Annotated in this window: 10 protein-coding genes; 6 read left to right on the top strand and 4 right to left on the bottom strand. The window is 44.2% G+C overall.

Features of this window, described 5'->3' with window-relative positions:
• Positions 1-8: 8 nt before the first annotated feature.
• Positions 9-1,277 carry a GNAT family N-acetyltransferase gene (locus tag GO495_RS11200; RefSeq protein ID WP_157299758.1) on the top strand — a complete coding sequence of 423 codons (1,269 nt, stop codon included), beginning with the start codon at positions 9-11 and terminating at the stop codon, positions 1,275-1,277.
• 4 nt (positions 1,278-1,281) lie between these two features.
• Here GO495_RS11200 and GO495_RS11195 read toward each other — a convergent pair whose 3' ends face one another.
• The 3 genes from GO495_RS11195 to GO495_RS11185 form a co-directional block, all read right to left on the bottom strand.
• On the bottom strand, positions 1,282-1,854 hold the full coding sequence (locus tag GO495_RS11195) for a Crp/Fnr family transcriptional regulator (protein ID WP_157299757.1): 573 nt from the start codon (positions 1,852-1,854) through the stop codon (positions 1,282-1,284).
• 52 nt (positions 1,855-1,906) lie between these two features.
• Positions 1,907-3,412 carry a S10 family peptidase gene (locus GO495_RS11190; protein ID WP_157299756.1) on the bottom strand — a complete coding sequence of 502 codons (1,506 nt, stop codon included), beginning with the start codon at positions 3,410-3,412 and terminating at the stop codon, positions 1,907-1,909.
• Positions 3,413-3,498: 86 nt separating this feature from the next.
• Positions 3,499-4,980, bottom strand: a complete 1,482-nt coding sequence (locus tag GO495_RS11185) for an alpha-amylase (protein WP_170302661.1) — start codon at positions 4,978-4,980, stop codon at positions 3,499-3,501.
• Between the two features lie 598 nt (positions 4,981-5,578).
• Here GO495_RS11185 and GO495_RS11180 point away from each other — a divergent pair.
• Positions 5,579-6,436, top strand: a complete 858-nt coding sequence (locus tag GO495_RS11180) for an alpha/beta hydrolase (protein WP_157299755.1) — start codon at positions 5,579-5,581, stop codon at positions 6,434-6,436.
• A gap of 61 nt (positions 6,437-6,497) precedes the next feature.
• On the opposite strand, the gene GO495_RS11175 is transcribed toward GO495_RS11180, so the two are convergent.
• Positions 6,498-6,707: a hypothetical protein gene (locus GO495_RS11175; RefSeq protein ID WP_157299754.1), complete on the bottom strand. Its 210-nt coding sequence runs from the start codon at positions 6,705-6,707 to the stop codon at positions 6,498-6,500.
• A gap of 147 nt (positions 6,708-6,854) precedes the next feature.
• Between GO495_RS11175 and GO495_RS32365 the strand changes: the two genes are divergently transcribed.
• The 4 genes from GO495_RS32365 to GO495_RS11160 all read left to right on the top strand — a co-directional run bounded on the left by GO495_RS32365 (position 6,855) and on the right by GO495_RS11160 (position 13,922).
• The gene (locus GO495_RS32365) at positions 6,855-6,980 is read left to right on the top strand and encodes a hypothetical protein (RefSeq protein ID WP_276611808.1); all 126 of its coding nucleotides are present in this window, start codon (positions 6,855-6,857) and stop codon (positions 6,978-6,980) included.
• Positions 6,981-7,463: 483 nt separating this feature from the next.
• Entirely contained in the window at positions 7,464-10,580 is a 3,117-nt protein-coding gene (locus tag GO495_RS11170) for a SusC/RagA family TonB-linked outer membrane protein (RefSeq protein ID WP_157299753.1), read from the top strand.
• 11 nt (positions 10,581-10,591) lie between these two features.
• Complete coding sequence (locus GO495_RS11165; RefSeq protein WP_157299752.1) at positions 10,592-12,040, top strand: RagB/SusD family nutrient uptake outer membrane protein; 1,449 nt, start codon at positions 10,592-10,594, stop codon at positions 12,038-12,040.
• Positions 12,041-12,071: 31 nt separating this feature from the next.
• Entirely contained in the window at positions 12,072-13,922 is a 1,851-nt protein-coding gene (locus GO495_RS11160; RefSeq protein ID WP_157299751.1) for a sulfatase family protein, read from the top strand.
• Positions 13,923-13,980: the final 58 nt, after the last annotated feature.

The raw sequence follows: 13,980 nt of genomic DNA, 5'->3' as shown, positions 1-13,980 counted from the left end.
ACTTTATTATGAGTACGATCCCATCTTCTGAAAATAACTCACTGCAGCATGCTACCCACGGGCAACTGCTGAATGCTACGGCATTGAACCACCGCGAATTATTTTGCATGAATGCGAAAGTCGTGGCAGGTGAGGTATATACAGTTAATGGTGTCAGCTGGACACATGCTGGTTCGCGTAGCGAATCTATGATCGCATTCCCGGAACTTACTGCAGAGAATGCAGGAACAACACTGGATAAGATCATCGGCTATTATCTCAACCATCCTCCCAAAGGTGTAGGCTGCTGGTCGTTAGACCCCGCGCAACCTGCAGATCTGGGCGTAAAACTACTGGCACGCGGCTTTCAGCCGGGATGGCGCCCTCAATGGATGTCACTGGACCTGGCAAATATAGCAACGGATTATCCTGTTCCCAGGTACCTGGAGATAAAAGCAGATAGCCATACACCTATTTACCAGGTGAAAGAGCTCCCTTATGCCAGCCTGAAAGATAGCGGCGTAAACTATGCTGTGTTGCAGGCCTTTCCTGATCGTACACAACGGTTTATTGCTGTTCTTAACGGACGGATAGTAGCGCAGAGTGCCGTATTACTGGCTGCTGGTGTTGCCGGTATTTATAACGTTGGCGTAGTTCCTGATGAAAGGGACCAGGGTATTGGTAAAGCAATTGTCCTGGCTGCCTGTGCCTTCGCAAAAGAGAAAGGATATCATTACGCAGTATTGAATGCTACAGGCCGGCGTATGTATCAAAAAGCAGGTTTTGAATGGATGGGAGATGGATGGACATGGTGGTTAAAAGGATCCAATCTTGTTAATAATCCGCCTTCAGCGGCACAGGTAGCGATAGCAGAAGCAATCGGTACTGGTAATCTTATTGCTCATACAGATACTGCATTACTCAATCAGCCTTTAACCAACGGCATGACACTCATGCAACTGGCTGTGCACTGCCATCAACCTGCTTCTGCGGAATGGCTGATGAAACATGGTGTTGCCTGTACAGTACTGGATGCCTGGGACCTTGGCTGGAAAGAACGCGCAACAGCATTATTGAAAAATGATCCTGCACTCGTAAATTTTCAATACGGAGAAAGACATGCCACACTACTCCACTTAGCAGCAGAGCGAAATGATATGGCGCTTGCAGCGCTGGCTTTATCAGCTAATCCTGATCTGCAGTTAAGAGATTATATCTATAATTCAACGGCTCTTGACTGGGCAAAACATCTCAACCGGATAACTATACAACAACTAATTACGTCCTATCTGACCTAAAGTATTATTTCTCTTTCTTTCCTCTTAACTTACTCAGAAACTCAGGTGTAAACCCCAGATAAGAAGCCAGCATATACTGTGGTATCCGCTGTACAAAACCAGGAAAGGATTTATTAAAGTGACGATATCTCTCTTCCCCCGTAAAAGTATAAATGTATTTAATCCTCATCTGCGAAGCTGTATAGGCTTTCTGGAACACCAGCCTGAAATAACGCTCCATCTTTGGTACTTTACTAAACAACTCTTCCTGTATGGATTTTTTAAGCACCGCTATCTCCGTTGTTTCGACAGCCTGTATATAAAACTCTGAAGGTGTTTGTTTTTCCAAACTCTCATAATCCGCGATCCACCAGTTATCAATACCAAAGTGAAGGATTTGTTCGGTGCCGTTATCATTCACATAGTATAAACGAAAACACCCCTGCAAAATGAAATAATTAGCAGAACAGATCTGCCCCTGACGTAACAAATAATCTTTCTTGTTTACTTCCTGGCAGGTGATGTAAGAAAGAAGGATTTCCTGTTCTTCTTCACTTAACACTACAAATTTCTGTATGTGATCTAAGAGGCGTTGCATCAGCAAAAGAAGTGAAAAATCCGTTAATGAACGGACTTTTCACTTAGGGGATTTAATATTTTGCAGGCTGCCCTTTTGCAGGTACAGACTCCCGGATAAAGGTCCTGAGATTCTCTGTAGCTGTAGCCAGGTCATCCTTACGTAAATACATCATATGCCCGCTCCTGTAACCTTCCCATTTCAGGCGGTTTTTAAGCTTGCCACCGGGGTCTAACTGCCACATGCTGTATTTGGCATTGAAATAATCACAGGCGCCATCATAATAACCGGATTGCACCAACAGGTGTAAAAAAGGGTTCTGAGAGATGGCCTGTCGCAGATTTTCACCTGTCTTGTTATTGGTATTATCCCATGGCCAGACCTGACCAAACATATTATATTTAAGATCCGTTTTGTATTTCAACTCTTCCCGGAGATAAATGTTGATAGCAGGTGTGAATGCCTGTAACCAGGCTGTCAGCTCCGCATTATAATCAGGACTCTCACCTGCAATCCTTTTATCAATTCCTTTGTAACGGGAATCAAGGCGACCAACAGTAAATCCCTGATCACGTAACAATTGTTTCCAGAAAAGATTGAAGGACACGTCCAGGTTGTTCTCCTGTACGACCTGCTCCGTAATACCACTGTAACGGGCAATCTTCACGGCAATGCTCTTGCGCTGCGCATCATCCAGTGCACCGCCTTTAGACAGGGCAGGGATCAGCTCATTGATAGTGAAGTTCTCTACTTCAGGTAATACATCGTTGAGATCTTTCTGCTGCAGATCAGCAGGTAACTTTTTATGGTACCACGCAGTAGCTGTAAAGTAAGGTAGTTTTAACGCTGCATCCAGCGGACCGTTGCGATCAATACCCAATTCGGTGGGTGATACGAGGATCACACCGTTGAGATACATCCACTGTGCATCCTGCAATTCAAGCGCTAACCCCGAAACACGGGTAGTTCCATAACTTTCGCCAATCAGGAATTTAGGCGAAGCCCAGCGACCTTTACGTGTAACAAAAGTATTGATCCATTCCGCCAGGTATTTAATATCCGCATTTACCCCATAGAATTTAGAAGCAGGTACGTCCTTGCTTACCGGGCGCGAAAAACCAGTATTCACCGGATCTACGTACACAATGTCCGCTACGTCCAGAATGGAATTAGGATTATCTCTCATCCCAAAAGGTTGCACCGGATATCCTTCATCATCAATATTCAGCAATCTCGGACCGGTATACCCTATTTCCATCCATACGGAAGGTGTACCAGGGCCACCATTAAAAGAGATCACCAGCGGACGACCGGATTTCTCTTTTATATCTTCTCTTTCATAATAAGTATAGAACACACCCGCCAGCGCTTTGCCGTCTTCATCCCATAAAGGAATGCTGCCGGCAGTGGCAGTATAGGGTACACGCACCCCTTTTATCGTTACTTCGTGATGGGTAACAATAGCAGAATCCAGCGCCAGTACACGGCCCGGAGAAACCGGTTGTTCGTTCTTAAAAGGAGCCTGGGCTGATAGCACCCCGCTTAACAGGACTAACGGAAGCAAAAACTTTATGATCATATAAATGGTTAAGGTTGTAAATATAATACACAAAAAAAAGCCGGCAATGATAGATCATAGCCAGCTTTTCTTGTATATTGATTTATTTATCCCGCCATCACCCATACAGATACCGAACCGGCACGGCAAAGAAACGTAGCCCATCCCTCTTCCTCTATTACTATTTCCGCATCATGTTTCCCGTAATGGTCCACAAACTTTTTGCCTGCATACTGCCTGCCGATCTCCATATGTTTGGAGCCATCCTCTCCATTTGACAATACCACCGCACAACCAGGATGTTCTCCATCCCCTTCACGGGTCCAGCCAATGCAATTAGCATGATCAAAGTAATCGCGTTGCTGACCATACGCAAACCTGTCGCGGGCAGAAATGAGCTTATCAATGTTCTCCACACCTGGCAGGTATATCTCCCGGTCATTCCCTTCCCCCTCCTTGCCGGTATATTTGGCGCCATACATATCCGGGTAAAAGATACAGGGATAACCTTGTTCACGCAACAGGACCAACGCATATGCCAATGGCTTGAACCAGGGTTCCACCGGGGCTTCCAGCGCCTCTAACGGCTGTGTATCATGGTTATCTACCACAGTTACTGCCAGTAAAGGTTTCACTGCAACAAGGGTATCATGGAAGATGGTCCTTAAATCGTAATCTTTCCCGGCTTTTGAGGCCTCATGGAAATTATGCTGCAGGGGAGCGTCGAACAAAGACATCTTGCCATTAGTAGCCTCTATATAGCGTACAAGAAGGTCGAGCCGACCGGGTGCCCAGTACTCCCCTACCGCAAATAATTCTTTTTGCGCATATCCACGCATCTGGTCCAACCAGGTGTTGAAGAATTCCGGGGTAATATGTTTCACAGCATCCAATCGGAAACCATCAAAATGCACGGCATTATAATACCACTCTCCCCATCTTCTGAACTCCTCTCTCACCGCAGGATTACGGAATTCCACATCTGCTCCCATCAGGTAATCGAAGTTACCATTTTCGGTATCAATCACTTCTTCCCATCCTTCCCCGTATTCATTTAAGATAGAGAAAACAGCCGTTTCCTTTGTGAGGTTATCATAATCTATCCCGGAGAAACACTGGTGATCCCATACAAAATTGGAATACTGCCCATTGCGTCCGGGGAAAGTAAATTTCGTGAACGCCTCTATTTCCATGGGCTCAGAGATGAATTTATTACGGTTTTCAGGGTCTACTTTCCTCACTTTGATCTTTTCTGTTTCATCAGCGCCTGTCAGATGATTCGCTACAACATCCACATATACCTGCATGCCTGCGTCATGAATAGCATTGATCGCATCTATATATTCCTGCCTGGTCCCGAAACGTGTTCTTACAGATGCTTTTTGATCAAACTCTCCCAGGTCGTACATGTCATATACATCATACCCATGACTGTTTGCTCCGTCGGCTCCCTTGTATGCGGGCGGAAGCCATACCGCATTCACACCTACCTCTGCCAGGTGCCGGGCTTCATCTTTCACTGTTTTCCACAAGCTGCCATCAGCCGGTGTATACCAGTGAAAATATTGGATCATTGTACCGTTTTGCATGATGTGAGGAATTATACTATTGGGTTGCAAAACATATGCCACCACAGCTTGTAACAAATTGGGGAAGATAATCGTTGCCTGCGTTTTTATAACAAAGGAATACCTTTAAATTTATATACGGAAACGCCTACCCCGGAACAGATTCGTGATGCCGTCAAAGAAATACTCACAAAAGATATTTATGCAGGAAGTGAAAAAAACTGTCGGGAGAGTTTGAACTGTTTGATCCGAATGAATTGAATGCAGTACATCCTGGGGAATTACTCAGTAAAAAAATAAGACCTCGCCAATATAAGCAAGGTCTGTTAATGGTTAATTTGGGGGGGACAATTTAATAAAGCTCGAATGTATGATAAATGCTTAGAAAATCGATCTGATTTTTTTTAAAACAACAATAAAAATGTTAAGCGTTATAACACAATTATTGTCGGTACAAACACGTCTTTAGCCACATAATTTATTATTTATCAATGCATGACACTAGTATTTCACAACTACAATTGCTACTTTAGACAACGTTTTACATCTTTTCCCGATAGATATTCTTTATATCGTTTCAGCAGTAATTTATATTAAGCAAACTTAAAACAGTTCCTATATGCAATGCAGATTTCTTCTTTTTGCTTTCCTGTCATTACCGTTCATACAGGCCATGGCACAGGATTCCCCAACAGTATACCACCTATGGCCGAACGGCGCGCCCGGGTATGAAAAACGTAAAGACGAGCCTGAGATAGCAAAAGATTATTATGTAAAAAACATACACAACCCTTCCGTCACGGTATATCTTCCGCCAAAAGAGAAAGCGACCGGGGCCGCTGTAATCATCTGTCCTGGCGGCGGTTTCCGGCTACTCGTTTATAATTCGGAGGGTGTGGAACCGGCGCGTTTTTTAAATAGTATAGGCGTTGCTGCTATTATACTCAAATACAGATTGTTCCGGGAAGACTCTACCTACAGCCTTGAAAAAGAAGTAAGACAGGATGGATACAGAGCCATTCGTTTTGTTCGCAGTCGTGCGGCAGAATGGGGTATAGACACAAACCGGGTAGGTATATGGGGCTTCTCTGCAGGTGGAGAAGTAGTATCGCAGGTAGCGTATGCATCCGGTGCGGGAGACCCTAAAGCAAAAGATCCGGTAGACAGACTGAATGGCAGGCCCAACTTCCAGATACTGGTGTATCCCGGTCCGTTAGGTGTACCGGAAGTAGTCCCTTCAGATGCGCCAAAAGCATTTTTAATTGCGGCAAATGATGATGAATGTTGTTCTGTTCCTATTGTTAATCTGTTGCAAAGATACAGACAAGCGAAAGTACCTGTGGAAGCACACATTTTTGCGAACGGGAATCACGCATTTAATATGGGATACAGATCCAATTTACAGTCGATAAAAGCGTGGCCGGAACTGTTGAAAAACTGGATGACCGACAGTAATATCCTGGTCCCTAAAAAATAAAAAAGGGGAAATCTTACGATTTCTCCTTGGGGTGAAGAGGTGAAGGATATGCTTATCCGGCTCAGTGGTGCGTCTGGGGATGAAGCAATTTGTACAGCTCCTTTTGCAAATCTTCGTTTTTGAGATTGTTGAGTTGTTCCGTCTCTACTTCGTACCAGCGTTTTTTACCGCCTAGCGCACCAACAACATAAGTGTGACCGGGCTGAACCGGCTCACTGGTCTCAGGATGTTTTTTCGAAAGGGTAACAACTACATCTTTATATTTTGACATGCAGTGAATATAATTAAAAATCAGCAGATTCGGATAAATCAGCGAATATCAAAAATACCACAAACGTGGGAAATTGATTTTGTTAACTAGTCATTAACTAATGAAAGAATTTGATTCTGTAAACTTGTTCTATCAAATATCAATAATATGGCATGGCCCAAACCCTCATCAACTGAAACCCCCATTGTTCAAAAACAATTCAGGCTGACATACATCGCAGCAGTTGTTTCCTTCATGGCCGCTACCCTGGTAGCTTATACAATGTTCCTCTAAGCGTAAAACAGCAGGATTTAATTTTTTACTATTTATTAGTACATTAATTTGGTGGACTAATAAATAGTTTCTATTTTTGACCCAGATAGAGATCGTCAACTTATCATCCCCTGTAATAACAGATCAAATGACTGAAAAAGTATCAACCATTAATCAGAAACAATACGGCTGTAATGCTACAGCAGACAGTTGTTGTTGCTGTTAATACTGACGCTTTTCCCGGAATGTTCCATTCCATCTTCCACATCAAGACTTAAATCAGCAAATTGTTTTCAATATATTATTGATAAACCAAACGTATGTTATCAGAAAAAAGAAATGTGAATAATCGCGGCGCTCCCTAAACAATCAGAGAGTGCAAAAAAAAGATGGCCGGAGCTGCGGGAACAGTTCCGGCCGGACTAAAACAAGCTTGGAAATGCCGGATCAGCGAAACAAATCGCCGAAGGGCATCTTATTGTCTAATCACTAATTACAAATTTAATGAAAAAAGTTCTCTTGCTGGTCTCCTGGTTATCAGGGATAGCACCGGCAACGCTTTTGGCACAATCCGTTTCAGATCCTGTAATCAATTCAACACTTACCGGTACAGTCATTGACAGCAAAACACAAACCCCGCTCATAGGGGCCCTGGTGAGAATTAAAGGGACAACCAACCAGGTACTTACAGATACAAAAGGCAAATTCTTTTTCAAAACAGGCCAGAAATTACCCTATATACTCGAAGCTGTTTACATAGGATATAAGAAACAGGAAATAGAAGCTACCAGCTCTCCCCTCCAGATATCCCTGGTGGAAAATGAAAGTCAGCTGAATGAAGTAGTAGTGGTAGGATATGGTACCCAGCGTAAAAGCGACATCACCGGCTCTGTGGCCAGTATCCCAAAAACCTTACTGGCACAGCCTGCTGCTTCTTTTGATAACCTGCTGCAAGGCACTGTGCCCGGGATAGCAGTGACGCAAAGCTCCGGACAGCCCGGCAGTACCGCTACTATCAGGGTGCGCGGCGGCAACTCTATCAGCTTCGGAAATGCGCCGTTGTACGTGATAGATGGCTTTATTATCTACAATAACAACGATTATGCAAATACAGGCGCTTCCAACGGGGGTGGTGTAAATGCGCTCTCTACCATCAACCCAAGCGATATAGAGTCTATAGAGGTATTAAAAGACGCTTCTGCGACTGCCATTTATGGCTCCAGGGGAGCAAACGGGGTCATCATTATCACCACCAAAAGAGGCAGAAGAGGACATGATGAGGTGAGCTACAGCATGTATGCGGGTACTCAGCAGGTGAGCAAAACACTTAAATTACTCAATGCTACCCAGTGGGGTTCTCTCATCAACGATATCAATACCAGTACAGGTAGCGCCAAAACATACAGCGATTCTGCACTGGCGGCACTGGGTGAAGGGTCCGACTGGCAAAACGCGGCTATCCGCAAAGCAGCGGTACAAAACCATGAATTATCTTTTTCAGGGGGTGATGAGAAATCCAGATACCTCGTTTCCGGTAACTACTTCAACCAGGACGGGATTATTTTAAACACCGGTTTCAAAAGATATTCGGCCAGGGTCAATTATGAGAGAAGTGTTTCCGAACGCTTAAAAATCTCCACAAACGTTTTTGGCAGTCAGTCTATAGAAGATAAACTTTACGGTAATTCCTACAACAGTATCAACTTCCAGAATACAGCTTTCGCCAACCTGTTACAGGTGTCTCCGGTGGCTAAAATAAAAAATGCGGATGGTAGCTATAATACTACCAGCCCCTATTCTGCCAATCCTACCAATCCTATACAGGATATCGTTTCTACCATCAACCGTACCTATTTAAGAAGGATACTGGGTAATGCTTCTCTGGAGTATAAACTGCTCAAAGACCTTACTTTAAAAGTAACCGGCGGGGCAGACCTGATCAATACAAAACAGAACTATTATTCTCCCAGTTATGCAGGTTCTCCCGGCGGCAGCGGTACCGGTTATTCCTCAGGTGGATATGCATCAGTGGGTAATCTGACAGCTACAACATGGATCAATGAGAATACACTTACTTATGATCATACGTTTGAGAATAAACATTTTTTAAACCTGCTGGCTGGTTATACCATGCAACACCAGAAAGATGAGTCTGCAGTGGCCAGTGCACAGAAATTCCCTAACGACCTTACCTCTTTCAATAATCTGAATTATGCAGGCACAGCGGTATTATCTGTTTCAGACGCGCATCAGTCTTCATTAAATTCTTACCTGGCAAGGGCGAATTATTCCTATCTGCATAAATACAACGTTACATTATCAGTACGTGCGGATGGTTCTTCCAAACTGGGCGCCAACAACCGCTGGGGCTATTTCCCTTCCCTGGGTGTATCCTGGAATGCAGGTAAAGAAGACTTTGCCAAACAATGGGGCCCTACACTGACCGATCTTAAAGTAAGATTATCTGCTGGCAGAACAGGTAATTCGGAAGTACCTCCTTACAGTTCATTAGCGGCCCTGTCTCCTACCAACTATTATTTCAACAATACACTGGTAACAGGTATTGCTCCTACTCAGATCGCTAACCCCGACCTGAAATGGGAAACTACTACGCAATATAATGCAGGGGTGGATTTCGGTTTGCTGAGCAGTCGTATCAATGTAACATTTGATGCTTATTATAAAAAGACAACAGACCTGCTCCTCAATGTACCTTTCCCTCTTTACACCGGTTATTCCAGTGTATTACAGAATGTGGGCAGCGTAGAAAATAAAGGGATTGAACTGAGCATCACTTCGGATAATATCAAAAATGATCAACTCACCTGGAAGACTACACTCACTTTCGCAGCTAACAGGAATAAAATCCTGAGCCTTGGTGCAGGTACAGATTATTACTTCCCATTAGCGCCTACCGGCTATGTATCTCCTGTGATAGTAAAAGTAGGATTGCCTGTTGGAAGTTTCTGGGGATATAATACCAACGGATTACTCACCAGCACAGATGTTTCCAAAGGCGTACCTACCTTAACCGGTGTATCCCAACAGGTAGGAGATACGAAATATGTGGATACCAACGGAGATGGCGTTATCTCCACTGCAGACAAACACAACCTCGGTACTGCACAACCTAAATTTACCTTCGGTTTGTCCAACACTATCAACTATAAAGGCTTCGACCTTACTTTCCTCTTCCAGGGTTCTTACGGGAACAAAATATTCAACTTCCTGCAACAGAAACTGGAAATCCCTACCCTTTCTCTGAATGCTTCCGCTACTTTGTTAGACAGGTACAGCGCGACCAATCCCAATGGTACAGTAGCAAAGGCGACCAATGCTCCTGTTGCTCAGGTAACAGACAGGTATATAGAAGATGGCTCTTATGTAAAACTGAAGAACCTTTCGCTGGGTTATACATTCTCCAGAGCTGCGCTTGAAAAAATACATATCAAACAACTGCGCTTATATGTAACGGCACAGAATATCCTTACCTGGACGAAATACACAGGCTTAGATCCTGAAGTGAATTTCTTTGACAGTGATAATACCAAACAGGGTATAGACTATGGCGCTTATCCAAGCACTAAAACCCTCCTGGCTGGCTTAAACATCACTTTCTAAAACTTAGTACGATGAAAAAATTATCAATATTATTATTACTGTTCGTATCCTGCAATAAGCTGGACGAGAATCCTGATGCTATCATTACAGTATCCCAGTTCTATAAAACACAATCTGATGCTATTTCTGCGGTATCAGCTATTTACAGTACACTGAATACAGATGCTGCCGGGGATTTTCCCATGTACGGCAGAAACCTGAATCTGATGACCGGCAATGGCAGCGATGATCAGATATTCAGTCCTTCGAATACCAATACGGACGTAAGAGCGTTGGGTACAGCTACCTATGTACCTGCAAATGACAGGATCAAGAAGAACTGGCAACAGCACTACTTCGGTATCAGCAGGGCGAATGTGGCGATAGACAATATCCCGAATATCAATTTTGATACAACGCTTCGCAGTCGCCTGATACGTGAATCTAAATTCATAAGGGCATTACTGTATTTCAATATTGTACGTTTCTGGGGAGAGGCTCCTTTAATCTTACATGACCCTACCAGTATTGATGTAAGTAAACAGAAAGTAACAAGAGCACCCAAAGACAGCATCTATGCTCAGATCATTGCTGACCTTACCGATGCTACCTTATTACCAGCTACCTATTCCGGTGCGAATACAGGCAGGGCTACCAGTGGTGCTGCACATGCGTTACTGGCAAAGGTATATGTAACAAGAAGAGAGTGGGCGAAGGCATTGACAGAACTAAACACGGTGATCAATGGCGGATATGGCTATGACCTGTTCAGTAATTATTTAGATGCTTTTCAGCAGGCTACCAAAAACGGGAAAGAACATATTTTCTCCGTACAGTTTGGTACTAACCTCGGTGCCAAGAACAGCACACAGAATTTAAGCAGTGGCGATTTCTCTTCTTTTAATACTGCGGTATATCCCGGAGATCAACCGGCCGATTCTACCCTGTACCAGTTGTTTGCAGCGAATGATACCCGCAGGAATGTCACCTTCTTTACAAGTCTCTATAATGCAGCTACCGGGAAATATGTAACGTTTACACCTGCACGATTTGCCAAATTTATTGATTACTCCATTTCACCGCTTACCAACCAGGCACAAAGCGGTATCAACTTCCCTGTAATAAGGTATGCTGATATTTTATTACTGGATGCAGAAGTGCTGAATGAAATCAATGGCGCTCCTACAGCAGACGCTTATGCTGCTATTAACAGGGTAAGAAGCCGCGCTGGCATTGCAGACCTGACAACAGGTTTAAACCAGGCAGATTTCCGCGACTCCGTATTCCTGGAAAGAAGGAAAGAGTTTATACAGGAAGGGATGCGCTGGTTTGATTTAGCACGCAGAGGTGGTACTTACTTATATGATGCGTTGAAAAAGTTCCCTGATAAAACAGGAGCTGCTGTGAAAGATACCCTGTTCCCTATCCCTCAGTCCGAAAGGGATATCAATAGTGAACTCACACAAAATCCAGGCTGGTAAATAATTCTCATCATTTATATAAAACACTCTAATGAAACGTTCGATTTTTATATTTATGCTATTAGCGGGCAGCATCGCCACATACGCACAAGAGCCTTACCAGGGCAAGGTTGGCAGGACCTTTGCCGAGTCCAGAGAATGGTGGCCGGCGCCTCCTGCGCCACCTAAAAACGCGCCCAATGTCATCTGGATCTTAATAGATGATGTAGGCTTTGGCGCCAGCAGTACTTTTGGTGGTATCATTCCTACGCCAACCTTCGATAGCCTGGCTAACAATGGTCTCCGCTTCACCAATTTCCACACGACCGCCATCTGCGCGCCTACCCGGGCAGCGTTGCTGACCGGAAGAAATCATCACTCCGTGCATATGGGTGGTTTTGCGCACGACTTCTCCTCTGCGGGTTTTCCTGGCTATGATGGACGCATACCTGCCAGTAAAGGCACCATTGCAGAGATCCTGAAAGAAGATGGCTACAACACCTTTGCAGTGGGTAAATACGGTGTTACTCCGGATGAGGACAGCACAGATGCCGGTCCGTTCGACCGCTGGCCTTCCGGTAAAGGATTCGAACATTTCTTCGGGTTCCTGGGCTCTGAAACAGATCAGTACAGACCTGCCCTGGTTGAGGATAACGCACACGTTAAACCTGACGGCAGACACCTGAGTGAACAAATTACAGACAAAGCCATCAGTTATATAGACAGACAAAAAAAGGCGGCTCCCGATAAACCTTTCTTCCTCTATTATGCACCCGGCGCTACACATGCTCCTCACCAGGTACCTGCTGAATGGAAAGACCTCTACAAAGGGCAATTCGATTATGGATGGGACGCCTTCAGAGAGAAAGTATTTGCCAATCAGAAGAAGCTGGGCATCATTCCTGCCTATGCAAAACTGCCGGAACGTAATCCTAATATAGCCGCCTGGAATACACTTACTCCCGGTCAGAAGAAGTTATACGCCCGTTTCTTTGAGGTATATGCCGCCTACCTGACTTACACCGATTACCAGGTGAGCAGGGTGGTGAATCACCTGAAAGAAATTAACCAGCTGGATAATACCCTGATCTTTGTAGTTATTGGTGATAATGGCGCCAGCAAAGAAGGTTCTCAGGAAGGTGTGGTAGAGTATAAATATTCCCCCAGAAGGAATAAAACACTTACCCGTGCCCAGGCAGAGAAATACAATGAAGAACACCTGGAAGAAATAGGTACACCGGCTTCCGATGCCAACTATCCCGTGGGTTGGGCACAGGCTGCCAACACACCATTCAAATACTGGAAACAGGATGCTAACTCCGAAGGCGGTACACACAATCCTTTAATCGTTTTCTATCCTAAAGGGATTAAAGATAAAGGTGGTATCCGTAACCAATACGGCCACGTTATCGACCTCCTGCCTACTACTTTGGAATTTATCGGCATTCCATTCCCGGAAACGATCAAAGGGATCAAACAGGATAGCTTACAGGGTACCTCGCTGGTATATGCTTTTGATAATGCCAGCGCTCCTTCCCGTCATACACAACAGTACTACTACATTTTCGGTTCAAGAGCTATTTATAAAGATGGCTGGAAAGCAGGCGCTGCCCATCATCCGGATTATTTTGACCTGAACGACTTCGCAGACTCTGCCAATACCAGACCTGCTGTTACAAGGGATTACGATAAAGACGACTGGGAACTCTACAACCTGAATGAAGACTTTAATGAACGTGTAAACCTGGCGAAGAAATACCCGGAAAAACTGGCGGAATTAAAACAATTATTCGAGGATGATGCGAAGAAATATAACATCTATCCTTTCATCGACTGGGAAGATGTATTTAAAGGACGAACGATCAATTCCCGGAAATCATTGCTTCTCTTAAGACCTAAATGATACTGATCATGATACTACAGGATATTCTATTGCTGATAAGAAAAGTCCTCATCGGCAT

Origin of the sequence: Chitinophaga oryziterrae, from assembly GCF_009758125.1 — a bacterium.
GTDB classification, from domain to species: domain Bacteria; phylum Bacteroidota; class Bacteroidia; order Chitinophagales; family Chitinophagaceae; genus Chitinophaga; species Chitinophaga oryziterrae.
The sequence above is the reverse complement of the archived record's forward strand: the minus strand, read 5'-3'. Positions and strand labels throughout refer to the sequence as shown.

Bases quoted from the DNA above. Each gene is read 5' to 3' on its own strand.
- GO495_RS11200 (WP_157299758.1), top strand. From the start codon at position 9: ATGAGTACGATCCCATCTTCTGAAAATAACTCACTGCAGCATGCTACC.
- GO495_RS11195 (WP_157299757.1), bottom strand. From the start codon at position 1,854: ATGCAACGCCTCTTAGATCACATACAGAAATTTGTAGTGTTAAGTGAA.
- GO495_RS11190 (WP_157299756.1), bottom strand. From the start codon at position 3,412: ATGATCATAAAGTTTTTGCTTCCGTTAGTCCTGTTAAGCGGGGTGCTA.
- GO495_RS11185 (WP_170302661.1), bottom strand. From the start codon at position 4,980: ATGCAAAACGGTACAATGATCCAATATTTTCACTGGTATACACCGGCT.
- GO495_RS11180 (WP_157299755.1), top strand. From the start codon at position 5,579: ATGCAATGCAGATTTCTTCTTTTTGCTTTCCTGTCATTACCGTTCATA.
- GO495_RS11175 (WP_157299754.1), bottom strand. From the start codon at position 6,707: ATGTCAAAATATAAAGATGTAGTTGTTACCCTTTCGAAAAAACATCCT.
- GO495_RS32365 (WP_276611808.1), top strand. From the start codon at position 6,855: ATGGCATGGCCCAAACCCTCATCAACTGAAACCCCCATTGTTCAAAAA.
- GO495_RS11170 (WP_157299753.1), top strand. From the start codon at position 7,464: ATGAAAAAAGTTCTCTTGCTGGTCTCCTGGTTATCAGGGATAGCACCG.
- GO495_RS11165 (WP_157299752.1), top strand. From the start codon at position 10,592: ATGAAAAAATTATCAATATTATTATTACTGTTCGTATCCTGCAATAAG.
- GO495_RS11160 (WP_157299751.1), top strand. From the start codon at position 12,072: ATGAAACGTTCGATTTTTATATTTATGCTATTAGCGGGCAGCATCGCC.